Origin of the sequence: Bradyrhizobium sp. CCBAU 45394, from assembly GCF_028128655.1 — a bacterium.
GTDB classification, from domain to species: Bacteria; Pseudomonadota; Alphaproteobacteria; order Rhizobiales; family Xanthobacteraceae; genus Bradyrhizobium; species Bradyrhizobium diazoefficiens.
In genome coordinates, this window is the sequence record NZ_LBIX01000175.1 from 320714 (window position 1) to 344317 (window position 23604).

At 64.1% G+C, this 23604-nt stretch carries 18 protein-coding genes; 7 read left to right on the plus strand and 11 right to left on the minus strand.

What is annotated here, in order from left to right:
* Nucleotides 1-161 precede the first annotated feature (161 nt).
* From WN73_RS36775 to WN73_RS36790, 4 genes are all read left to right on the plus strand, one after another.
* A complete protein-coding gene (locus WN73_RS36775; RefSeq protein ID WP_271557124.1) occupies nt 162-2426 on the plus strand; it encodes a marine proteobacterial sortase target protein in 2265 nt (754 codons plus the stop codon).
* A gap of 177 nt (nt 2427-2603) precedes the next feature.
* The gene (locus tag WN73_RS36780; RefSeq protein WP_271557126.1) at nt 2604-3173 is read left to right on the plus strand and encodes a class GN sortase; all 570 of its coding nucleotides are present in this window, start codon (nt 2604-2606) and stop codon (nt 3171-3173) included.
* 114 nt (nt 3174-3287) lie between these two features.
* Nucleotides 3288-5507 carry an acetate--CoA ligase family protein gene (locus tag WN73_RS36785; RefSeq protein WP_271557128.1) on the plus strand — a complete coding sequence of 740 codons (2220 nt, stop codon included), beginning with the start codon at nt 3288-3290 and terminating at the stop codon, nt 5505-5507.
* Nucleotides 5508-5681: 174 nt separating this feature from the next.
* Nucleotides 5682-6503, plus strand: a complete 822-nt coding sequence (locus WN73_RS36790; protein ID WP_271557130.1) for an MlaD family protein — start codon at nt 5682-5684, stop codon at nt 6501-6503.
* Nucleotides 6504-6686: 183 nt separating this feature from the next.
* Here the strand turns inward: WN73_RS36790 and WN73_RS36795 are convergent, their stop codons facing one another.
* The 8 genes from WN73_RS36795 to urtA form a co-directional block, all read right to left on the minus strand.
* Nucleotides 6687-7727, minus strand: coding sequence for an aliphatic amidase (locus WN73_RS36795; RefSeq protein WP_271557133.1), 1041 nt, complete (start codon nt 7725-7727; stop codon nt 6687-6689).
* A gap of 63 nt (nt 7728-7790) precedes the next feature.
* A complete protein-coding gene (locus WN73_RS36800; protein ID WP_060909466.1) occupies nt 7791-8168 on the minus strand; it encodes an FmdB family zinc ribbon protein in 378 nt (125 codons plus the stop codon).
* Nucleotides 8169-8260: 92 nt separating this feature from the next.
* Nucleotides 8261-9490 carry a formamidase gene (fmdA, locus tag WN73_RS36805; protein ID WP_271557137.1) on the minus strand — a complete coding sequence of 410 codons (1230 nt, stop codon included), beginning with the start codon at nt 9488-9490 and terminating at the stop codon, nt 8261-8263.
* A gap of 28 nt (nt 9491-9518) precedes the next feature.
* Nucleotides 9519-10208 carry an urea ABC transporter ATP-binding subunit UrtE gene (gene urtE / locus WN73_RS36810; protein WP_161532940.1) on the minus strand — a complete coding sequence of 230 codons (690 nt, stop codon included), beginning with the start codon at nt 10206-10208 and terminating at the stop codon, nt 9519-9521.
* 10 nt (nt 10209-10218) lie between these two features.
* Entirely contained in the window at nt 10219-10974 is a 756-nt protein-coding gene (gene urtD, locus WN73_RS36815) for an urea ABC transporter ATP-binding protein UrtD (RefSeq protein WP_011083791.1), read from the minus strand.
* 64 nt (nt 10975-11038) lie between these two features.
* Nucleotides 11039-12181 (minus strand): urea ABC transporter permease subunit UrtC, encoded by a 1143-nt coding sequence (gene urtC / locus WN73_RS36820; RefSeq protein ID WP_011083790.1) that lies wholly within the window; start codon nt 12179-12181, stop codon nt 11039-11041.
* A gap of 18 nt (nt 12182-12199) precedes the next feature.
* Complete coding sequence (gene urtB / locus WN73_RS36825; RefSeq protein ID WP_060909468.1) at nt 12200-13126, minus strand: urea ABC transporter permease subunit UrtB; 927 nt, start codon at nt 13124-13126, stop codon at nt 12200-12202.
* Between the two features lie 146 nt (nt 13127-13272).
* Nucleotides 13273-14532, minus strand: a complete 1260-nt coding sequence (urtA, locus tag WN73_RS36830; RefSeq protein ID WP_038965210.1) for an urea ABC transporter substrate-binding protein — start codon at nt 14530-14532, stop codon at nt 13273-13275.
* Between the two features lie 167 nt (nt 14533-14699).
* Between urtA and WN73_RS36835 the strand changes: the two genes are divergently transcribed.
* Nucleotides 14700-18071 (plus strand): hybrid sensor histidine kinase/response regulator, encoded by a 3372-nt coding sequence (locus WN73_RS36835; RefSeq protein WP_271557147.1) that lies wholly within the window; start codon nt 14700-14702, stop codon nt 18069-18071.
* Entirely contained in the window at nt 18055-18987 is a 933-nt protein-coding gene (locus WN73_RS36840) for a response regulator (RefSeq protein WP_442870132.1), read from the plus strand. The genes WN73_RS36835 and WN73_RS36840 overlap by 17 nt, the downstream gene beginning before the upstream one ends.
* 264 nt (nt 18988-19251) lie before the next feature.
* Here WN73_RS36840 and WN73_RS36845 read toward each other — a convergent pair whose 3' ends face one another.
* Nucleotides 19252-20754, minus strand: coding sequence for a flavin-containing monooxygenase (locus tag WN73_RS36845; RefSeq protein WP_271557149.1), 1503 nt, complete (start codon nt 20752-20754; stop codon nt 19252-19254).
* Between the two features lie 125 nt (nt 20755-20879).
* Nucleotides 20880-21638 (minus strand): S1 family peptidase, encoded by a 759-nt coding sequence (locus WN73_RS36850; RefSeq protein WP_271557151.1) that lies wholly within the window; start codon nt 21636-21638, stop codon nt 20880-20882.
* Between the two features lie 107 nt (nt 21639-21745).
* Here WN73_RS36850 and WN73_RS36855 point away from each other — a divergent pair, with 107 nt between their 5' ends.
* Nucleotides 21746-22381 (plus strand): HAD-IA family hydrolase, encoded by a 636-nt coding sequence (locus WN73_RS36855; protein ID WP_161532936.1) that lies wholly within the window; start codon nt 21746-21748, stop codon nt 22379-22381.
* A gap of 107 nt (nt 22382-22488) precedes the next feature.
* On the opposite strand, the gene mtnA is transcribed toward WN73_RS36855, so the two are convergent.
* Nucleotides 22489-23595 carry an S-methyl-5-thioribose-1-phosphate isomerase gene (mtnA, locus tag WN73_RS36860; RefSeq protein WP_271557154.1) on the minus strand — a complete coding sequence of 369 codons (1107 nt, stop codon included), beginning with the start codon at nt 23593-23595 and terminating at the stop codon, nt 22489-22491.
* Nucleotides 23596-23604: the final 9 nt, after the last annotated feature.

Here is a 23604-nt window from a genome sequence, read left to right on the forward strand (position 1 = left end):
ATTCTAGCAGGGCGGACAAACCAGCACAAAACCGCACATGGCCACCCGGCCGCGGCCCGGCCCGGGCCGGCCGCGGCGGAACATTGCCGATCATTCTGCTCGCGAAATCAGGCCCTGCCGGCGGATGCTGAGCCTGCAAACATCCTTCGGGAGCAGGCCAAATGGACACCTACGACACAACCGACAGCGACCAACACCCCATGCTGAGCCGGCTGATCAAGCTCGGATTGTTTCTTCTCGCGCAGGGCATCGCGGTGATGCTGGTCGCCTTCGTGGCCTTGCTGGTGAGCTTCGGGACGAGCTGGTCGGCAACGACCGAACAGGCCAGCCTGCTCCAGCCCGGCGATGCCAGGTCCGGCACCCTCCTCCTGAAGGAAGATGGCGCCACCACCGAAGCGATCCGCCTCGGCATCGATATCGACATCACGGTATCAGGCCCGACGCTGCGCACCCGCGTCACCCAGGTGTTCCGCAATCCGACCAAGGACTGGGTCGAGGCCACCTATGTCTATCCGCTCGCGACCAATGGCGCCGTCGACACGCTGAAGATGGTGGTCGGCGACCGCGTCATCGTCGGCGACATCAAGGAGCGGCAGCAGGCGCGCATGATCTACGAGCAGGCGCGCAGCGCCGGCCAGAAGGCCGCGCTCACCGAGCAGGAGCGGCCCAACATCTTCACCAACTCGGTGGCGAATATCGGTCCCGGCGAAACCGTGCTGGTGCAGATCGAATATCAGGAGCCGGTGCATCAATCCGGCAATGAATATTCGCTCCGCGTGCCGCTGGTGGTCGCCCCGCGCTACAATCCGGCGCCGATTGTACAAAGTGTCGACTTCCGCAACGACGGCTCCGGCTGGGGCGCCGCCACGTCCGATCCCGTGCCCGACCGCGAGCGTATTTCCCCGACGGTGCTGGATCCCGCCAGGAATGCGCCCGCTAACCCGACCAGCATCACAGTGCGTCTGAAGGCCGGCTTTGCGCTCGGCGAGGTCAAGAGCCACCATCATAGCGTCAAGATCGAGAGCCCGGACAACGCGACGCGCATCGTCGCGCTCGCCGACGGCGCGGTGCCCGCCGACCGCGATTTCGAACTGACGTGGAAGCCGGCGGCTCAGAAAGCACCGTCGGTCGGCCTGTTCCGCGAGCATGTCGGCGATGCCGATTACCTGCTCGCCTTCGTCACGCCGCCGAGCGCCGAGCAGGCAACGCAGAAGCCGCTGCCGCGCGAGGTCGTGTTCGTGATCGACAATTCGGGCTCGATGGGCGGCACCTCGATCGTCCAGGCCAAGGCGAGCCTGCTCTACGCCCTCGGCCGCCTCCAGCCGGCCGACCGCTTCAACGTCATCCGCTTCGACGATACCATGGACGTGCTGTTTCCGGCCTCCGTGCCGGCGGATGCCGCCCATGTCGGCGAAGCGACCTCGTTCGTCAGCGCCTTGCAGGCGCGCGGCGGCACCGAGATGGTGCCGGCGATGCGCGCCGCGCTGACCGACAAGATCGGTGACACCGGCATGGTTCGCCAGGTCGTGTTCCTGACCGACGGCGCGATCGGCAACGAGCAGCAATTGTTCGAGACGATCATGGCGATGCGCGGTCGCTCGCGCGTGTTCATGGTCGGCATCGGGTCCGCGCCAAACACCTATCTGATGACGCGCGCTTCCGAGCTCGGCCGCGGCGCCTTCACCCATATCGGCTCTGTCGAGCAGGTCGAGGAGCGCATGCGCGGCCTGTTCGCGAAGCTGGAAAATCCGGCAGTGACCGGCCTCAGCGCAAAGTTCTCCGAAGCCACGGCCGACGTCACCCCGGCGATCATTCCGGACGTCTATCGCGACGAGCCCCTGGTGCTGGCGGCCAGGCTCGACAAGCTCGCAGGCTCGCTCGAGATCAAGGGACGCGTCGGCGACCGTCCGTGGTCGGTGACGCTGCCGTTGCAGAATGCCGCCGAAGGCAAGGGCCTGTCAAAACTCTGGGCCAGGCGCAAGATCGGCGACGCCGAAGTGGCGCGCACGATGCGCGAGATGACGCCGGAAGAGGCCGACAAGGCGATCCTGGCGCTGGCGCTCGACCATCAGATCGTCACGCGGCTCACCAGCCTCGTCGCGATCGACAAGACGCCGAGCCGCCCCGAAGGCGAACCGCTCAAGCTCAGCGAATTGCCGATCAATCTGCCGGCCGGCTGGGATTTCGAGAAGATCTTCGGCGAACGGCCGCAGCAGGTGCCGACGCAGCTGCGCGAACGTCATGCCGATGCGCGCAACCAGCCGGCGGCAAGGCGGCCGATCCCCGCCGCACCCGACGCGATCCGCCTGCCCAAGACCGCCACCTCGGCCGAGCTGAAGATGATCGCAGGTCTGGTCCTGATCGTGCTCGCCCTGATCCTGTTCGTGTTCAACCGGCGTCAGCCCTTGCTCACTGACGCCGCTTGAGAGAGGAGCCCCCCGAACTCCTCTGTTAGCGCGCGCGGCTGCCCGTCCCCTACCCAACGGCCGCGCGCGCCTTTTTGGGGAATGTCATTCCGGGGCGGCTCGTAGAGCCGAACCCGGAATCTCGAGGTTCCGGGTTCTCGCTACGCGAGCCCCGGAACGACGAACAAGAGATACTCAATGCCGCGCCTCATCTCTCCCCTGGTTCTCGCGCTGATCGGCGCCGTCCTGTTCGGCGACGGCGCCTATATCCATGCCAAGGCGTGGCTCGCGCAGGTGCTGCTGGAACGCGCGTTCGACAGAAGCGTCGCGACGGGAGAGGTGGTCAAGCCATGGTCATGGGCCGATACCTGGCCGGTCGCCCGGATCGAGGTGAAGCGGATCGGCGCCAGTGCGATCGTTCTGGACGGCACGAGCGGCCAGGCGCTCGCTTTCGGACCCGGCCATATCGAGCGGACAGCCGATGCCGGAGAACGCGGCGTTGCCGTCTATGCCGCCCATCGCGATACGCATTTCCGCTTCTTACGGAATGTCGCGATCGGAGACGTGATCGAGATCACCCGCCGCGACGGCAGGCATTTCCGCTATCGCGTGGATTCTGCGACCGTTGTCCGTTTCGACGCATCGGGCATCGATCCCGCGACACAGGATGTCGAGCTCGTGCTCGCCACCTGCTGGCCGTTCGACGCCGTCACGTCCGGTCCCGAACGTTATGTCCTGCATGGCGTCCTGATGGGAGCGAATGAATAGCAGCGATGCATCGCTCATTCCATCACACGGCATACCATGTGGTTGCTACTGCGAAGAACTCGCCATAGAACAGAGTGACGCGCCACCAAGAAGAACAACAGGTGAGATCACGCCATGGAAGCTCGCGTATCTGCTGCATTCTCCTCTCCGCGCCCATGGTCTCCATCGCCCGACGCCAGCGACATCGTAAAAGGCATCCATGCCATGCTGCACCCGCACAACATCGTGCTGGTGGGCGCGACCGACAAGCCCGGCAATTATGCCGAGCGCATCTGGAACAATCTGGTCAAATACGGCTTCGAGGGCGGGCTCTATCCGGTCAACGCCAAGCGCGAGACGATCTGGGGTGTGCCCTGCTACAAGGATTTTGCAGCCCTCCCGGAAAAGCCCGATCATGTCCTGGTGCTGGTGCCGGCGCGTTTCGCCGTGCAGGTGATCCGCGATGCCGCCGCGGCCGGCGCGCGCTCGGCCACCATCGTCACCTCCGGCTTCAGCGAGTTGCAGGATGACGAGAGCCAGAAGCTCGCCGCCGAACTGCAAGCGGCCATCCGCGAAACCGGCCTCGCCGTCACCGGCCCGAATTGCCTCGGCAACTTAAGCGCCGGCGAAAAGCTCTTCACCAATATCGACGACCGCATCGTCACCATGGAACAGGGCGCGGTGGCGATCGCCGGGCAATCCGGCGCCATCGTCATGGCGATCCGCCAGGCGCTGGAGGATCGCGGTGTCGGTGTCGGCTACATGGTGACGACCGGCAACGAGGCCGGGCTCGAGACGCCGGACCTGATGCGCTATTTCGCGGAGGATCCGAGCGTCAAGGTGATCGTCGTCTACCTCGAGGGCGTGCGCAACACCAAGGCCTTTCGCGACGCCTGCAAGGCGGCGCGCGCGGCGAGCAAGCCCGTGATCGCGCTCAAGCTCGGCGCATCCGAGGGCGGCCGCGCCGCGGCGATGGCGCACACCGGAGCGCTGGCGGGCTCGATCGAGACGTTCGACGCAATCGCAACGCGTGAAGGTGTCATCCGGGTCGGCGGGCTCGACGAATTGATCGAGACCACCGAATGCTTCGTCCACGCCGCCGTACCCAACGGGGACCGGCTCGCCGCGGTCACGCTGTCCGGCGGCAAGCGCGGCATGCTGATCGACGCCTTCTATGCGGAAGGCTTGAACTTCGCACCGCTCAGCCCGCATGTCAGCTCGGAGCTGGCGAGGATGCTCGGGCCCGGATCGATCGTCGGCAATCCGCTTGACGCCGGCTTTGCCGCGGTCGTCGATCCCTCCGTCTACATGAAGTCGATCAAGCTGATGATCGACGACCCCGAAATCGACATCGTCATCATCGATGCCGAGCTGCCGAAGGCGCCGCACGAGCTGCGCGAGCGTAACCTGCGCATCGTCGACGAGATGGCGAGCCGGGCCTCAAAGCCCGTGATCTACATCAGCGCGATGTCGATCGGCTTCACCGAGTTCACCAAGTCCTTGCGCAAATCGCTGCCGCATCTCGCGGTCATGCAGGGCATGGACCGCGCGGTGACCGCGATCAAGTCACTGCTCGCCTATGCGAAGCTACGCAAGGAAGTACCCGACATCGTCTCGAGCTCGAAACCCGCCGCGCGTGCCGTGCTGGAAAAGGCGCTGACTTCGGCGAACGGCGCCGCGCTCGACGAAGTCGCCTCGAAGAAGCTCCTGAAGGCCTATGGCATCCCGACCTCGAAGGAAGCGACCGCACAGACGGCGGCGGAGGCCGTGAAGATCGCGAAACAGATCGGCTTCCCGGTCGTGGCAAAGGTCGTCAGCGCCGAGATCCTGCACAAGTCCGACATCGGCGGCGTGGTGCTGAACCTGAGCAATGCGGCCGAGGTGAAGAAGGCGTTCGCCGATATCACCGCGCGGGTGAAGCGGCTGAAGGGCAAGCCGAGGCTCGACGGCATCCTGATCGCGCAGCAGGTCAAGGCCGACCTCGAACTCGTGGTCGGCGCCTCGCTCGATGCCGAGATGGGTCCGGTCGTGCTGTTCGGCACCGGCGGCATCGACATCGAGCTGATGAAGGACGTCGCGCTCGCGGGCGCGCCGCTCGACGAGGCCGAGGCGCGGCTCCTGATCGGCCGCACCAAGGCCGGCATCAAGATGCGCGGCTATCGCGGCAAGCCGGCCTTGCACGAGGCCTCCGCGGTGAAGGCGCTGGTCGGCCTGTCCAACCTGATCGCGGATGCCGGCGACCGGATCGCCTCGATCGACGTCAATCCGTTCCTGATCAACACCAGGACGGGCGTGGCGGTCGATGCCCTGATCGTGCTGAACAATGCCGCGGCAAAGCGCGCGGCCGGGCATTGATGTCGCGTTGGGCGGACTAGCGCGCCATTTTGCACGGCGGAGAGCAGTGGCGGGTTACACTTCCGCCTTCGCTCTTCGAGCTACGGCGGACAAGTCGTTAACCCGCCCGCGTTAGCATTGCGCTCGTTCGGACTCCTTCCAACTTCCCCGCTTTGGTCGTAAAATCGCACCCGCATGGCACGCGCGAGCAATCTGGTGATCGGGACGGCGACGCTGGCGGTGATCGCCGTGGCGTTCGGCGGCCTGCTCGGCGTACAGAAATGGCGCACCATCCAGAGTCGCAGCCAGTTGCGCGTGGTGTTCGAAGGCGGTTCCGCCAGCGGCTTGCGCCGGGGCGGCCCGGTCAATTTCGACGGTGTGCTCGCGGGCCAGATCCTGTCGATCAAGCTGGACAATCCCCGCAAGGTCGTGGCGCTGGTGTTGCTCGACAACTCCGCGCCGATCCGCAAGGACACCGTGGCGGGAATCGAGTTCCAGGGTCTCACCGGCGTCGCCGCGGTCTCCCTGATCGGCGGAGCGCCTTCCGCACCGCCGGTGCCGCTTGATTCGGACGGCATTCCCGTGCTCACCGCCGATCTCAGCGACGTCGAATCCATCGTCGACACCTTGCACAGTGTCGACCGCACGATCGTGAGCAATGCCCCTGCGATCAAGGAGGGGCTCCGCACATTCGAGAACTCCAGCGCCGACCTCAGGAGCAAGGGCGGCGAAATCGATTCCGTCATGGCCAAGGTCGACAGCGCCTTCGCAGGCTTCGACAAGGCGGTCACGAAGATCGAGGGCGTAGTGCCGGGCTTCGTCGATGGCAGGGCCGACGAGCTGTTCGAAACGGTGCAGGGGCTGCGCGAGCTGACCGACACCATGAGGAAGAAGTCGGCGAGCTACATCGAGGACATTCGACGCTCGCTGCTCGACGTCAGCGAGACCGCCAACAAGATGGCCGGCACACCCGTGCCGCCGCGGCCACCGCGCAAGCCCGAGCAGAAGAAGCGGTAGGCGTGGCGAGCTGATCCGCCCCTCCCCCCAAAAACGTCGAAAACAACCCCATGCACAGTAGAACTGCCCCGCCAGTCGGGGCTTGGCGCTGCGCCGCGAACACACTTGGCGCCCCTGTCCGCGGGTTCGCGATGAGGGGCGGGCACGCGAACGCTTTGCCCACCCTGCGACATCCGCGACAGCTCAGTAGTTGCTGGCTGCTGCCTCATTGGGGATGCCCTCGATCGGGCACTCGTCGGTCCCCGGCGTCGAGCGGGTCATCGCCTCGACCATGTCGCGCGTGCCTTCGGGATCCTTGATCCAGTTCTTGTAGAAATCATACGGACACGACGCAACACCGCGCGGGCTTTCGCCGGAATTGATCATGCCGGTGTAACCACGGTGGACCAGCTTGTAGAGGTGGTTCTGCGACTGGCCATTGCGGCGCGCGTCGCGGATCAGATGCTTCGACAGCTGGGCGTACTGGATGCCGTAATCCTCTTCGCCGCACTCGCCGAGTGTGCGGCCGTCGAAGCCTATGATCGCGGAGTGACCGAAGTAGGAATAGACGCCGTCGAAGCCGGCGGCATTAGCGACCGCGACATAGACATTGTTGGCCCATGCCATGGCCTTGGAAATCAGGACCTGCTGCTCCTTGGCCGGATACATGTAGCCCTGGCAACGCACGATCAGCTCGGCGCCCTTCATGGCGCAGTCCCGCCAGATCTCCGGATAGTTGCCGTCGTCGCAGATGATCAGGCTGACCTTGAGGCCCTTCGGGCCGTCGGAGACATAAGTGCAATTGCCGGGATACCAGCCCTCGATCGGCACCCAGGGCATGATCTTGCGGTACTTCTGGACGATCTCGCCCTTGTCGTTCATCAGGATCAAGGTGTTGTAGGGCGCCTTGTGCGGGTGCTCCTCGTGGCGCTCGCCGGTCAGCGAGAACACGCCCCACACTTTCGCCTTGCGGCAGGCCTCGGCGAAGATCGCGGTCTCTTCACCGGGCACCGCCGAGGCGGTCTCATACATCTCCTTGGAATCGTACATGATCCCCTGAGTGGAGTATTCGGGGAAGATCACGAGGTCCATGCCGGGCAGGCCGACCTTCATGCCCACCACCATGTCGGCGATCTTGCGGGCGTTGTCGAGCACCTCAGCCTTGGTGTGCAGGCGAGGCATCTTGTAGTTCACCACTGCGACGCCGACGGTGTCGTTGCTGCTGGAAATGTCGCCGTGAAGCATTTTGACCGCTCCTGTTCTTGACTTGTTGTTCTGGGTTGGCCGCCGATCGAGCGGTCGCGTGGGTTAGTGGCTGATCATCCAGGGGCGGGCCGTTGGAAAACCCTTGGCGCCGCTCCTGCTCTTGGTCATCAACCGCGCCGGCTTCTTCTTGTCCGCCGAGCCCTTGTCCTTGACCGTCTTGCCCGTGGAGCAGCAGCCGCAGCCGGGGCCGTGCGAGGCCTTGTATTGCGCGAGCGTCTGCGGCGCGTGCGTGCTGCGCTCGTTGACGGCGTGCGCCTTGCGCTTCTCCGCCGGCATGCAGAAGAAATTCGGCGCGGTCAGGATCACCCGCGGCGCCATGGTCTCGCAATGCGGACAGCTTTGCGGATCGTCGCATTCCGCCATCGGGCGCAGGTCCTTGAAGGGACCGCAGTCGTCACAGAGATATTCATAGACCGGCATCGCATCATCCCCACGCTCTTGCCTGTTCAACACACCTGGCGGCGGATGCGGGGCGGCAGATACGCGCCGTCCCGCATCCCGTCGCGCAGGGATTACTTGTCCGGCGAGATCGGCATCTGGATATCGCCGGTGATGTGCTTGATGGGACCCGCCGCCGACGGCATCACGTCGAAGTCGAAGATCTCGGTCGGCAACCATAGCGTGGCGCAGGCGTTGGGCACGTCGACCACGCCGGAAATGTGCCCCTGGCACGGCGCGGTGCCGAGGATCGAGTAGGCCTGCGCGCCGGAGTAGCCGAACTTCTTCAGATATTCGATGGCGTTGAGGCAGGCCTGGCGGTAGGCGATGTGGACGTCGAGATAGTGCTGCTTGCCGGCCTCGTCCACCGAGATGCCCTCAAAGATCAGGTAGTCCTTGTAGTTCGGCGTGATCGGCGACGGCTTGAAGATCGGGTTCTTGATGCCGTACTTCGCCATGCCGTCCTTGATCACCTCGACCTTCAGATGCAGCCAGCCGGCCATCTCGATCGCGCCGCAGAAGGTGATCTCGCCGTCGCCCTGGCTGAAGTGCAGGTCGCCCATCGAGAGACCGGCGCCGGGCACATAGACCGGGAAGTAGATCTTCGATCCGCGCGACAGGTCCTTGATGTCGCAATTGCCGCCATGCTCGCGCGGCGGCACTGTGCGCGCGCCTTCGGCGCCGATCTTCGCCTTGACCTCGCCCTTGGCGCGGCCGCCATGGGCGGTCGGCGCGAATGGCGGGTTGGCAAGGCCGGGCACGCGGGTCGGGTTGGTCGAGATCAGCTCGGCCTCGCGCTTGTTCCACATATCCAGCATCTTCGGATCGGGCAGACAGCCGATCAGGCCGGGATGGATCAGGCCGGCGAAGTTGACGCCGGGAACGTGACGCGACGAGGTGTAGAGGCCCTTGATGTCCCAGATCGATTTCTGCGCCAGCGGGAAGTGGTCGGTGAGGAAGCCACCGCCGTTCTGCTTGGAGAAGAAGCCGTTGAAGCCCCAAAGGCTCTCCTTCATCGGGCCGACGTCGAGCAGGTCGACGACCAGGAGATCGCCGGGCTCGGCGCCCTTGACGCCGATCGGGCCGGAGAGGAAGTGCACGATCGACAGATCGATGTCGCGGACGTCGTCGGCGGAATCGTTGTTCTTGATGAAGCCGCCGGTCCAGTCATAGGTCTCGATGATGAAATCGTCGCCGGGATTGACCCAGGCCACGATCGGAATGTCGGGGTGCCAGCGATTATGCACCATGTCATTTTCGTAGGCCGACTTGGTGAGATCGACCTTGATCAGTGTCTCTGGCATCGAGATGCTCCCCTTTTACTACGGTTGGTTAGACGGACAGATATTTGGAGACCTGCGCGGCATCGACGGCGTCGCGCGGATCGTCGCGGACGATCTCGCCGTTCTCGATGACCAGCACGCGGTCGGCGATCTCGAGCGCGAAGCTCAGGACCTGCTCGGACACGACGATCGAGAGCCCCTTTTCGTCACGGATGCGCTTCAGGGTGCGCGCCATGTCCTTGATGATCGACGGCTGGATGCCTTCGGTCGGCTCATCCAGCAGCAGCACCTTCGGCTTGGTCGCGAGCGCCCGCGCAATCGCGAGCTGCTGCTGCTGGCCGCCGGACAGATTGCCGCCGCGGCGGCCCTTCATCTCCAGCAGCACCGGGAATAATTCGTAGATGTCTTCAGGTACCTCGGTGCCGCCGGAGACGACGAGGCCGGTCTCGATGTTCTCCTTCACCGTCATGGTCGAGAAGATCATGCGGCCCTGCGGCACATAGGCGAGGCCCTTGGCCACCCTCTCGTAGCTCGGCAGACCACCGAGCTCGGCGCCGTCCATGGTCACCGAGCCGCTTTTCGCCGGCAGAATGCCCATCAGCGACTTCATCAGCGTGGTCTTGCCCATGCCGTTGCGGCCCATGATCGCAACGATCTCGTTCGGCGCGACCTTGACGTTGAGCCCATGCAGCACCTCGCTCTGGCCGTAGGCGACGTGGAGGTCGGAAATTGCCAGCATCATCGCGCTCCTAATGACCCAGATAGACTTCAACGACCTTGGGATCGTTCTTCACCTTCTCCATGGTCCCCTCGGAGAGGATCTGGCCCTGGTGAAGCACGGTGACCTTGTGCGCGATGTCCTCGACGAACTTCATGTCGTGCTCGATCACCAGCACCGAGCGGTTCTTGATGATGCGATTGAGCAGCTCGGCGGTCTTGGCGCGCTCGGACACGCTCATGCCGGCGACGGGCTCGTCCAGCATCAAGAGGTCCGGGTCCTGGATCAGCAGCATGCCGATCTCGAGCCATTGCTTCTGGCCGTGGCTGAGCAGATCGGCGTTCACGTTGAGCCGATCCTTCAGGAAGATCATTTCGGCGACTTCGTGCACCCGGTCGCGCACGGCGGCGTCGCGGGTGAAGGTCAGCGCGCCGAACACGGAGCGGCCGCGGGGATATGAGATCTCGAGATTCTCGAACACTGTGAGATCGTCGTAGATCGATGGGTTCTGGAACTTGCGGCCGACCCCGGTCTTGACGATCTCGTTTTCCTTCATCCGCGTCAGCTCCTTGCCGCGGAACTGGATCGAGCCCGACGTGGCCTTGGTTTTGCCGCAGATCAGATCGAGCACCGTGGTCTTGCCGGCACCGTTGGGGCCGATGATGACGCGGATCTCGTTCTCGTCCACGTAGAAGGAGAGATCATTGACCGCCTTGAACCCGTCGAACGACACGGTGAGCGCTTCGACGGCGAGCAGGAATTCCTTGGGCTGGTGACCGACGAGCATGACCTATCTCCTCACTGCCAGCATGGCATCGGCATCGTGGTGACCTACGAGCATGATCATCTCCTCACTCTGCCGGAGCGCCGTCGGCGACCGAGCTGTCGGTCCAGCCCTCGGGTTTCGGTTTGCGTGACGAGATCAGGCGATCGATGCGCGGCTGCACATAGTCGCCCCAGATCCCGGCAAGGCCGTTCGGGAAGGCCAGGACCACGGCGATGAACAATCCGCCGAGGCCAAACAGCCACAATTCGGGAAAGGTTTCCGACAGGCTGGTCTTGGCGAAGTTGACCAGCAGCGTGCCGTAGATCGCGCCCAGGATCGACAGCCGGCCGCCGACCGCGGTGTAGATCACCATTTCGATCGAGGGCACGATGCCGACGAAAGAGGGCGACATGAAACCGACGTTCAGCGCGAACATGGCGCCGCCGATCGCGGCGAAGACCGCGGCGATGCAGAAGGCGAAGATCTTGAAGTTCGCGACGCTGTAGCCGGAGAAGCGAACCCGGTCCTCCTTCTCGCGCATCGCGACCAGGATGCGCCCCAGCTTGGAGTGCCGAACGAACTGCGCGATCATGATGCAGGCGAACAGCAGTCCGACCTCGAAGAAGTACAGCACGATCTTGGCGTGGTCGGGCCGGATGTCCCAGCCCTTCAGCGTGCGCAGATCGGTCATGCCGTTGATGCCGCCGGTGTAACCCTGCTGTCCGACGATCAGGATGGTGAGGATGGCGGCGACGGCCTGGGTGATGATGGCGAAGTAGGTGCCGCCGACCCGGCGCTTGAACATCGCGGTGCCGATGATGAGAGCGAAGATGCCGGGCACGAGAATGATAGCGGCGATGGTAAAGGTGAGGCTGTTGAAGGGCTTCCAGAAGAACGGCAGCGCGGTGATCTGATTCCAGTCCATGAAATCGGGGATGCCGGGGGTCGACTGGATCTTGGTGTTCTCCACGCTTGATGCCTCGAGCTTGAGGAACATCGCCATGCAGTAGCCGCCGAGCCCGAAGAACACGCCCTGACCGAGGCTTAAGATGCCGCCATAGCCCCAGCAGATCACCAGCCCCAGCGCGACGAATGCATAGGTCAGGTATTTCGCGACCAGATTGAGCCTGAAGACATCGAGCGAGAGCGGCAGCACCACCACCAGGAACACCGCGAGCACCAGAATTCCGATGAGCTCCGATCGATTGAAGAACCGATTGTCGGTCATTGCATCAGCCCCATTTTCTTACTTCCGGACCTTGAGGGCGAACAGCCCCTGCGGCCGCAGCATCAGGATTCCGACAACGGCGAGCAGCGTCAGCACCTTGGCCATCGAGCCCGACATGAAGAACTCGAGGGTGGATTGCGTCTGCGAGATCGAGAAGGCCGAGGCGATGGTGCCGAGCAGGCTCGCGGCGCCGCCGAACACGACCACCAGGAACGTGTCGACGATGTAGAGCTGACCGGAGGTCGGCCCGGTCGAACCGATCATGGTGAAGGCGCTGCCCGCGATGCCGGCGATGCCGCAGCCGAGGCCGTAGGTATAGCGATCGACCTTTTCGGTGTTGATGCCGACGGCGCCGGCCATGATGCGGTTCTGCACGACGGCGCGCACCTGCCGGCCCCAGCGCGATTTGTACATCACATAGGCGACGCCCAGCGTGATCAGCACGGTGAGGCACATCACGAAGACGCCGTTGATCGGCACTTCGATGCTGTCGGTCACGTGCAGCGAGCCGAGCATCCACTGCGGCAGCTCGACGCCGACCTCGCGCGCGCCGAACACCGAACGATAGGCCTGCTGCAACATCAGGCTGAGGCCCCAGGTGGCGAGCAGCGTATCGAGCGGGCGCTTGTAGAGGTGCCGTATCAGCACCCATTCCACCAGCATTCCCAGCGCGCCGGACGCGACGAAGGCCAGGATCATCGCGAGGAAGAAGTAGCCGCTGAACAGGCTCGGCAAATAGGACTGGAATAGATTGGAGGTCATCCAGGTGACGTAGGCCCCGAGGATCATGAACTCGCCATGGGCCATGTTGATGACGCCCATCTGGCCGAAGATGATCGCAAGACCGAGCGCCATCAGCACGTAGACCGAGAACAGGATCAGTCCCGCAAAACCCTGCATGACGAAGATGGAGCCAAGGTCGCCAATCGAGTAGTCGCCGAACATCGATGTCCTCCGTCAGGGAAAGGGTCCCGCGTCGCGAGCAGGTTCGCGACGCGGGGGTCTTGGGCATGGACTTGCGATCCACGCCAGGGAGCGGTTTTGCCTCGAGGGAGACGCGGCAGAGGCCGCGCCCTTACTGGTAGCGCTTCTTACTGGTAGCCCTTGGGGAACGGATCCGGCTCGACGAGATCGGCGGTCTCGTAGATCAGCTCGAACTGGCCATCGAGCTTGGCGCGGCCCACCCGGGTCTTCGACCAGAGGTGATGGTTCTCGTGGATGCGCACATAGCCTTCCGGAGCACCCTTGAACTCGACGCCCGGCGACGCCGCCGCGATCTTGTCGACGTCGAACGAGCCGGCCTTCTCGACCGTCAACTTCCACAGCCACGGGCCGAGATAGGCAGCCTGGGTGACGTCTCCGATCACGGTCTTCTCGCCCCACATCTTCTTGAACGCGGGCACGAAAGTCTTGTTGTTCGGATTGTCGAGCGACTGGAAGTACTTCATGCAGGCATAGGCGCCTGCGATGTTCTCGCCGCCGATGCCGTCGATTTCGTCTTCGGTCACCGAGATCGTCAGCAGCGGCTGCTTGGCGAGGTCGATGCCGGCAGCCTTGAGCTGCTTGTAGAACGCGACGTTGGAACCGCCGACGACGTCAGTGAAGATCACGTCGGGCTTGGTCAGCTTGATCTTGTTGATGACCGAATTGAACTGGGTGTTGCCGAGCGGATAATACTCCTCGCCGACGACCTTGCCCTTCAGCACGTTCTCGACGTGCTTGCGCGCGATCTTGTTCGAGGTGCGCGGCCAGATGTAGTCGGAGCCGATGAAGAAGAACGACTTCGCGCCCTTCTCCTTGGCGATCCAGTTCAGGCCCGCGAGGATCTGCTGGGTCGCCTCCTGGCCGGTGTAGATCACGTTCTTGGACTGCTCGAGGCCTTCGTAGAAGGTCGGGTAATAGAGCATACCGTTGTACTGCTCGACGACCGGCAACACCGCCTTGCGCGAGGCCGAGGTCCAGCAGCCCATGATCGCCGCGACCTTGTCGTTGACCAGCAGCTTCTTGGCCTTCTCGGCGAAGGTCGGCCAATCGCTGGCGCCGTCCTCCTGGATGAACTTGATCTTGCGGCCGAGCACGCCGCCCATGGCGTTGATCTGCTCGATGGCGAGCTTTTCCGCTTCGATCGAGCCGGTCTCGGAGATCGCCATGGTGCCGGTCGCCGAATGCAGGATGCCGACCGTCACCTCGGTGTCGGTGACCGCGAGACCCGTGGTATTGACCGCCGAGGTCGCCGGGGCCTGTGCAAAAGACGCCCGCGGCAGCATCGTGATGGCCGGCACCGCCGCCATTCCCATCAATAATTTGCGCCGGAGCGGCGACAACAGGCCCTTGTTTGCTTCGTCTGACATGAGCACCCCACTTTTGTTCGAGGACACGCGATTGGTGCCGTGAGGATGGCTCGAATTTGTGCAGCGCAAGCATACGCAAGATCGCGTATACTGCACCGCAAAATGCCGACGTAGGCTTTTGGTACGGGATTTGCGAGGGATCCGGGTCGTATCGGGAGTGGGATTAAGTGGCAGGGCGGCAGCGAATAGACCGCGTCAGGCGCCAGTACAACCAATGGGTCGCCAACCAGACGCTGGAAGACTACGCGCTGCGCTTCACGGCCAAGAGCGCGCGTCGCTGGTCCACCGCCCGCGTTGCCAACACCGCGCTGGGCGCGATCTCGTTCCTGGCGATGGAGGCGATCGGCGGCACCATCACCCTGAACTACGGCGTCACCAACGCCACCGCCGCGATCCTCGTGGTCTCGACCATCATCTTCTGCTGCGGCGTGCCGATTGCCTATTATGCCGCCAAATGCGGCATCGACATTGACCTGCTGACGCGCGGCGCTGGTTTCGGCTACATCGGATCGACCGTCACCTCACTGATCTACGCGTCCTTCACCTTCATCTTCTTCGCGATCGAAGCCGTGATCCTGGCGTCCGCGCTCGAGATGTGCTTCGGGATTCCGAGGCCGGTCGGCTATCTCATCAGTGCGGTCGTCATCATCCCGCTGGTGGCCTACGGCATCACGCTGATCAGCCGCTTCCAGCTCTGGACCCAACCACTCTGGATCATTCTGCACATCCTGCCCTTTGCGGCGATCGCCTGGGCCAACCCCTACTCGTTCACGGAGTGGCGCAAGTTCTCGGGCGAGCACGGCGACCTCAACGGACATTTCGATCTGCTGCTGTTCGGTGTTGCGGCCTCGGTCGTGTTTTCGCTGGTGGCGCAGATCGGCGAGCAGGTCGACTTCCTGCGATTCCTGCCGCGCGACCGTCGGGCCTCCAGGACCTCCTGGTGGATCGCACTGATGAGCGCGGGCCCCGGCTGGATCGTGCTCGGCGCGCTGAAATTGCTGGCCGGCTCGTTCCTCGCCTTCTTCGCGCTCAGCCACGGCGTGCCGCCCGAAGAGGCCGCCGAGCCGGCGCATATGTATCTCGAAGCATTTCGATACGTGCTGTCACAGCCCGACCTCGCGCTGGCGCTGACCGGCACCTTCGTGATCCTGTCGCAGGTCAAGATCAACGTCACCAACGCCTATGCCGGCTCGATCGCCTGGTCGAACTTCTTCTCGCGCCTGACCCACAGCCATCCCGGCCGCGTGGTCTGGCTGGTCTTCAACGTCATTGTGGCGCTGCTGTTGATGGAGATCGGCGTCTACAAGGCGCTGGAGCAGACGCTGGCACTCTATTCCAACGTCGCGATCGCCTGGGTCGGCGCACTGGTCGCCGACCTCGTCATCAACAAGCCGCTTGGATTGCGGCCACAGCAGATCGAGTTCAAGCGCGCGCATCTCTACGACATCAATCCGGTCGGCGTCGGTGCGATGACGATCGCGACCATCATCTCCATCAGCGCCTTCTACGGCCTGTTCGGGCCGACCGCGAAGGCGCTGTCGGCCTTCATCGCGCTGGCGGTTGCCTTCCTCGCCGCCCCCCTGATCGCATGGGCGACCGGTGGCAAATACTACATCGCGCGCAAGCCGAAGCGGAGCTGGCAGAACATCGAGGCGATCCAGTGCTGCATCTGCGAGCACTCGTTCGAACCGGAGGACATGGCCTCCTGCCCCGCTTACGCCGGGCCGATCTGCTCCTTGTGCTGCTCGCTCGACGCCCGCTGCCACGACCTCTGCAAGCCGCATGCGCGCGTACAGACGCAATTCTCCGAGACGCTCGGCAAGATCCTGCCGCAGCCGATCTACCAGCGGATCAATTCGCAGCTCGGCCATTACATCGGCGTGTTCGTGATCTCGGCCGGCCTCGTCGCGCTCGTGCTGGGGCTGATCTATCTCCAGACCTCCGCGAGCGCGCATGGCGAGAACATGCTCGTCTCCGACGTGCTGTGGAAGGTGTTCTTCTCGCTCAGCATCATCATCGGCGTGGTGGCCTGGCTGTTCGTGCTGGCGCAGCAGAGCCGGCGCGCCGCGGAGGCCGAGACGCGGCGGCAGACCACGCTGCTGATCCAGGAGATCGACGCGCACAAGCGCACCGACGCCGAGCTCCAGCGCGCCAAGGAGGTCGCCGAATCCGCCAACCTCGCCAAGAGCCGCTATGTCGTCGGCCTCAGCCACGAGCTGCGCTCGCCGCTGAATGCGATCAGCGGCTATGCGCAGCTCCTCGAGCAGGATACGACGCTCAACACCAAGCCGCGCGACCAGGTCCGCGTGGTTCGCCGCAGCGCCGATCATCTCTCCGGCCTGATCGACGGCATCCTGGACATCTCCAAGATCGAGGCGGGGCGACTGTATCTCTCGCGCGACGAGGTTCGCCTCAGCGAATTCCTCGACCAGCTCGTCGGCATGTTCCGTCTTCAGGCCGCCGCCAAGGGCATCGACTTCGTGTTCAGGCGTCCCGCCCACTTGCCGGTCGTGGTCTATGCCGACGAGAAGCGGCTGCGCCAGGTGCTGATCAATTTGCTCTCCAACGCGATCAAATTCACCCAGACCGGCAGCGTGCAGTTCGTGGTGCACTATCGCAGCCCCGTTGCCGAATTCGAAGTGATCGACACCGGTCCCGGCATCCAGGGCGACGATCTCGAACGCATCTTCGCGCCGTTCGAACGCGGCGCCCTCGGTGTCTCGCAGCCGCAGACCGGAACGGGCCTCGGGCTGACCATCAGCCGGCTGCTCGCCGGCGTCATGGGCGGCGACATCAAGGTCATGAGCACGGTCGGCACCGGCAGCACGTTCAAGGTCAAGATCCTGCTGTCGGAGGTCGCCAATCCCCAGCGCATCGCGCCGGTGGAGGCGCCGGTCTCCGGCTATCACGGCGCGCGCAAGACGATCCTGATCACCGACGACGACCCCGTTCATCGCGACCTCCTGCGCGAAGTGCTGACGCCGCTCGGCTTCATCCTGCTCAGCGCCACCGACGGCCCGGGCTGCCTCGCGCTGGCGCAGCATTGCCGGCCCGATCTGTTCCTGCTCGATATCTCCATGCCCGGCATGGACGGCTGGACGGTCGCGGAGACGCTGCGCGCGAGCGGCCATCACCAGGCCCGAATCCTGATGGTCTCAGCGAGCGCGCTGGAGGCTCACGGCACGCCGCTGGCGCAACCGTTCCACGACGGCTATCTGATGAAGCCGATCGACATTCCGCGGCTGCTGGAGACGATCCGCCAACTCCTCAAGATCGAATGGCAATACGGCTCGGACGAGATCGCGGTGCCGTTCTGGCAGCCCGAGAGCGGCTCACGGCCGCCGGTGCGACACATCGAGGAACTGATCGGGCTCGGCCAGATCGGCTACGTCAAGGGCATCCAGCTGAAGCTCGACGAGATCGGCAGCGAGCATCCGGAACATGCCGACTTCGTCGCCCAGATGCGATCACTGGTCGACCGCTTCGATCTCGACCAGTACATGGCCACATTGAAGACGTTGCATGCGCATGAGCATTGAGTCGAAGAAGCGCGACGTCGCGCTCGTTGTCGATGACTCTCCCGAGACGCTGCGGCTGCTCACCGACGCGCTCGACGGCGCCGGGATGACGGTGATGGTGGCGCTCGACGGCGCGGCGGCGATGCGCATCGTCGAGCAGATCACGCCCGACATCGTGCTGCTCGATGCGGTGATGCCCGGCATCGACGGCTTCGAGACCTGCCGCCGCCTCAAGCGCGATGCGGGCCTTGCCAACGTCCCCGTGATCTTCATGACGGGCCTCGCCGAGACCGAGCATATCGTGCGCGGGCTGGACGCCGGCGGCGTCGACTACGTGACCAAGCCGATCGTGATCGAGGAGATGCTGGCGCGCATCCGTGTCCATCTCGGCAACGCCCGCCTGACCCAGAGCGCGCGCGCCGCGCTCGACGTCTCCGGCCGCTTCCTGTTCGCGGTCAACCGGCAGGGCAGCATCCTCTGGGCGACCCCGCAGGCGCAGAAGCTGCTGTCCGATCACCACGGGGCCCAGGCCGATGACTTTGCCCTTCCGCCATCACTGCTGCACTGGCTAGAGCAGGCCAAGGGCAAGGGCAAGGGCAGCTCGAAGTCGCAAGGCGCTTCCTTGCCCGACAATCCGCAACTCCGGTTCTATTACATGGGCGAAACCGCGCCGAACGAGTTCCTGCTACGGCTGTCCAAGGAATCCGGCACCGCGTTGCCGCCGGAATTCACCAGCGAGCTCGGCCTCACCACCCGCGAAGGGGAAGTGCTGGCCTGGCTCAGCAAGGGCAAGACCAATCGCGACATCGCGCAGATCCTGGGATTGAGCCCGCGCACGGTCGACAAGCATCTCGAGCAGATCTATGCGAAGCTGGGCGTGGAGAACCGGACTGCGGCTGCGGCAATTGCGACGAGCGCAACGCGGAGGAATTCGTAGCCGCGGCGCCAATGAGTTGGGACACCACTAACCCAACAAACGGTGTCGTCGCGGACAAGCGAAGCTCTCGTCAACGCGTAGCGTTGTCCAGAGCGGAGCGCCGATCCGGGCTCCATAGCCACAGGGAGACGTTTGGCGAAGACTCGGAGTTACCTGCTCGCCCTACGACCACTGCCTGGCAGTATGGGTCCCGGGCTCGCTTCGCGCCCCGGGACGACAGTGGCGTGCGTGACAACGGCCATCGCCCCTACAGGAACAACCCTTTCACCCGTACACGAACGCCTTGTCATCCAGATCCGTCTTCGGGATCTCGTCCTTTTCGGTCCAGTAATCCTGGCTGTGCTGCCATTCCGGCTTGTCGCCGCGCTTGGGCAGCAGGTTCATGTTGCGCATCATGTAGCCGGGGTTGAAGTTCTCCGGATCGATCCAGGGCAGGATCGGCATGTTGTGGTCTTCGGGACGCAAGCTCACCTCGACCTTCTTTTTGCCCTTCGCCTTCATATGTCCGAGCAGACGGCAGACGAAATCGGCGACGAGGTCGACGCGCAGCGTCCAGCTGGCGCGGAAATAGCCGAACACCCAGACCATGTTCGGCACGCCCGTGAACATCATACCGCGATAGGTGACGGTGTCGCCGAAGGCGAGCGGCTTGCCGTCGATCTCGAAGGCGATGTCGCCGAGCGCCGCGAGATTGAAGCCGGTCGCGGTGACGATGATATCGGCTTCCAGCAGCTTGCCCGACTTGAGCTGGATGCCGTTCTCGACGAAGCATTCGATCTCGTCGGTGACGACGGAGGCCTTGCCGCTGGCAATCCCCTTGAACAGATCGGCATCGGGCACGAAGGCGATGCGCTGCCGCCACGGCCGGTAGCTCGGCGTGAAGTGCGTCTCGACATCGTAATCCGGCCCAAGCACCGCGCTGATCTGGCCGATCAGTTCCTTCTTCACCTGCTCGGGCCTGGACACGCAGAGCTTCGTGAACGCATCCTGCTCGAACAGGATCTTGCGGCGGACGATCTCGTGGATCCATGCTTCATCCACCTGGAGCCGACGCAGCTCCTCGGCGATCTCGATGGCGTTGCGGCCGAGGCGGAAATAGGTCGGCGAGCGCTGCAGCATGGTGACATGCGCGCAATCGTCCGCGATGTTCGGCACCAGCGTCGCCGCCGTCGCGCCCGAGCCGATCACGACGACCTTCTTGCCGGTGAGGTCGATGTCATCAGGCCAGGTCTGCGGATGGACGATGCGGCCCTTGAAGCGATCCATGCCCTTCCACTCGGGCGTGTAACCCTCGGAATGGCGATAATAGCCCTGGCACATCCAGAGGAAGTTTGCGGTGAAGGTCTTTGCTTCACCGGTATCGGTCGTGACCGCTTCGATGGTCCAGAGGTTTTGGTCGCTCGACCAGCTCGCGGAATTGATCTTGTGCTTGTAGCGGATGTGGCGGGCGATATCGTTGTCCTCGATCACCTCGTTCATATAAGCGAGGATCTCCTCGGCGGTCGCGATGGGCGGCCCGACCCAGGGCTTGAAGCTATAACCGAAAGTGTGGAGGTCGCTGTCCGAGCGGATGCCGGGATAGCGATGCGTGCTCCAGGTGCCGCCGAACGTCGCTTGCGTTTCCAGGATGACGTAGCTCGTGCCCGGCAGGTGCTTTGTGACGTGATAGGCGCTGCCGATGCCGGAGATGCCGGCGCCGACGATCAGCACGTCGAAATGCTCTGAAACCTGTTTGGCCGTGGCGTGACTGCGAACAGCGACATTCATTGTTGCTTCTATGCCTTGCTTGTTTTTGTGGCCGCCCTTGATTGAGCGACGCGTTTCCTCCGCGACAGGCATGGTCGCCCATCGCGCTTCCGCTACAAAATGACATAGATCAAGTTGCGGTCAAATCACAGCGCCGCACCCCAGCTCCGCGCGATCTGCAAGATCCAGTCGCGGTAGAGCGTGAGCGGCGTGACGCCGGTCAACCCGCCGCAGCCAGCCGTGCCATTCGCCCCCGTGGACCAGCTGATGAGGCCGACGAGCATGGCGCCGTTCGGCTTGTCCTCGAACACGGGACCGCCGGAATCACCGATGCAGGCGCCGATTCCGTCGCGAACACCGTTGGTTACGGGATCGACCAGCCGGATCTGAAGCGTGCCGGGCTGGCCGGTGGCGACGAGGCCCGCGACGCGCGTCGCGCCGCCGCTCTTGCCATCACCGCGCACGGTGACGCCAATACCGGCGATGACGAAGCGGCTGCCGACCTGGATTGGAATATTCGGCATGCCGACCGGCACCGCCGATTTTCCCTTGAGTGGAATTTCCAGTTGCAGCAGCGCCACATCGGCGGTGGCGCGATGTGCCTGCATCGCTTGCATGTTGAAGTTCGGATGGATCGCGACGGTGCGGACATTCAGCAATTGCGGCTGGCCGTCGGTGCCGCGATCCACGATCTTGTAGTCCGCGCCGGGCTGCACGCAGTGGGCGACGGTGAGCACGAGTTTTGGTGCGATCAGGCTGCCGGTGCAGAAATTGCCGCGCGAGCCGACGATGGTGACGACGGCGCGCGCAACGCCGTCGGCTTGCGGCGTGCCGCCGCCGACGATGGCATGGGCGGGCGTGGCGAGCAGCAGCGCCGCGATGATGGGAGTTGCAAGCTTCTTCATGGGAACACGCTTTGGCGGCGGCCTCGGTGAGGGCGGATTGCTTCGGACTGGCCCTTGCCGATAGCGCATGCTAGCCCTCTTGGAAAGGAATTGACGAGGGCAGGACATTGGCGATCGAGGCGGTGATCTTTGATTTTGGCGGCGTGCTGACGAGCTCGCCGTTCGAGGCGTTCACGCGGTTCGAGACCGAGCGTGGGCTGCCCATCGACATCATCCGGCGCACCAACGCGGCCAACCATCTGGAGAACGCCTGGGCCAGGTTCGAGCGCGCCGAGGTCGACATCGACACCTTCGACACGTTGTTCGCGGAGGAGTCGCGCGCGCTCGGCGCGGAGGTGCGCGGCCGCGACGTGCTGCCGCTGCTTCAGGGCGATCTGCGTCCCGAGATGGTCGAAGCGTTGAAGCGCATCAAGGCCGGGCTCAAGACCGGCTGCATCACCAACAACCTGCCTGCCAACGCCATCGGCAGCATGACCGGGCGCTCGCTCTACATCGCCGAGGTGATGGTGCTGTTCGACCACGTCATCGAGTCCGCCAAGATCGGCCTGCGCAAACCCGACCCACGCATTTACAAGATGATGGTCGAGACGCTGAAGGTCGATCCGGGAAATTGCGTCTATCTCGACGATCTCGGCGTCAATCTCAAACCCGCGCGCGAGATGGGAATGACCACCATCAAGGTCACCAGCGGCGCCCAGGCGATTGCCGAGCTTGAGAAGGCGACAGGGTTGAAGCTGACATAGTTCGCGAAGGCTGTACGGTGGGCAAAGCGAAGCGTGCCCACCAATTCCATTGGGACAAGCAGATGGTGGGCACGGCGCTTTCGCGCCTTTGCCCACTCTACGAGAGCCTACTCCGCCGCGGCGGCGATTCGCTCCGGAAACGCTGCGGCGAGCGAGGCGCGGTCGGGCTTCAGCACTCCGCGCTCGGTGATGAGACCGGTGACGAGGCGAGCAGGCGTCACGTCGAAGGCGTAGTTCGCGACCGGCGAGTTCTCGGGCACGATGCGCACCGTCTCCAGCCTCCCGTCGGCGGTGCGGCCGGTCATATCGGTGACCTCGACGCCGCTGCGCTGCTCGATCGGGATATCGCGGATGCCGTCATGGACGGCGAAATCGATCGTCGGCGACGGCAGCGCGACGTAGAACGGCACGCCGTTGTCATGCGCGGCGAGCGCCTTGAGGTAGGTGCCGATCTTGTTGCAGACGTCGCCATTGGCGGCGACGCGGTCGGTGCCGACGATGGCGAGATCGACCATGCCATGCTGCATCAGATGGCCGCCGGTGTTGTCGGGGATCACCGTGTGCGGCACACCGTGATGGCCGAGCTCCCAGGCGGTGAGCGAGGCACCCTGGTTGCGCGGGCGCGTCTCGTCGACCCAGACATGGACCTTGATGCCGCGATCATGCGCGAGGTAGATCGGCGCCGTGGCGGTGCCCCAGTCGACGGTGGCGAGCCAGCCGGCGTTGCAATGAGTCAGCACGTTGACGACCTCGCCCGGCTTCTTCGCCGCGATCGCCTCGATCAGCGCCAAACCGTTGGCGGCGATGCCGCGGTTGATCTCGACGTCCTGCTCGACGATCTCGTCCGCGCGCGCATAGGCCGCCTCGGCCCGTTCAACCGGATCGATCGGCGCGAGGGTCGCACGCATCTCATCCAGGGCCCATTTCAGATTGATTGCGGTCGGGCGTGCCACAACCAGCGTCTCGTAGGCACGCTTCAGGCCCGCATCGGAAGCATCCTCGCGCATCGCGAGCGCCATGCCATAGGCTGCCGTCGCGCCGATCAGCGGCGCGCCGCGCACCAGCATGTCGCGAATCGCAACGGCCGCGTCTTCGCACGAGGTCAACCTTGCAACGACGAACTCATGCGGCAGCCGGCGCTGGTCGATCGCGCCGACCGACCAGCCGTCGCGCTCGCGCCAGATGCTGCGGAAATGCTTGCCGTCAACCTTCATGGCTTTCTG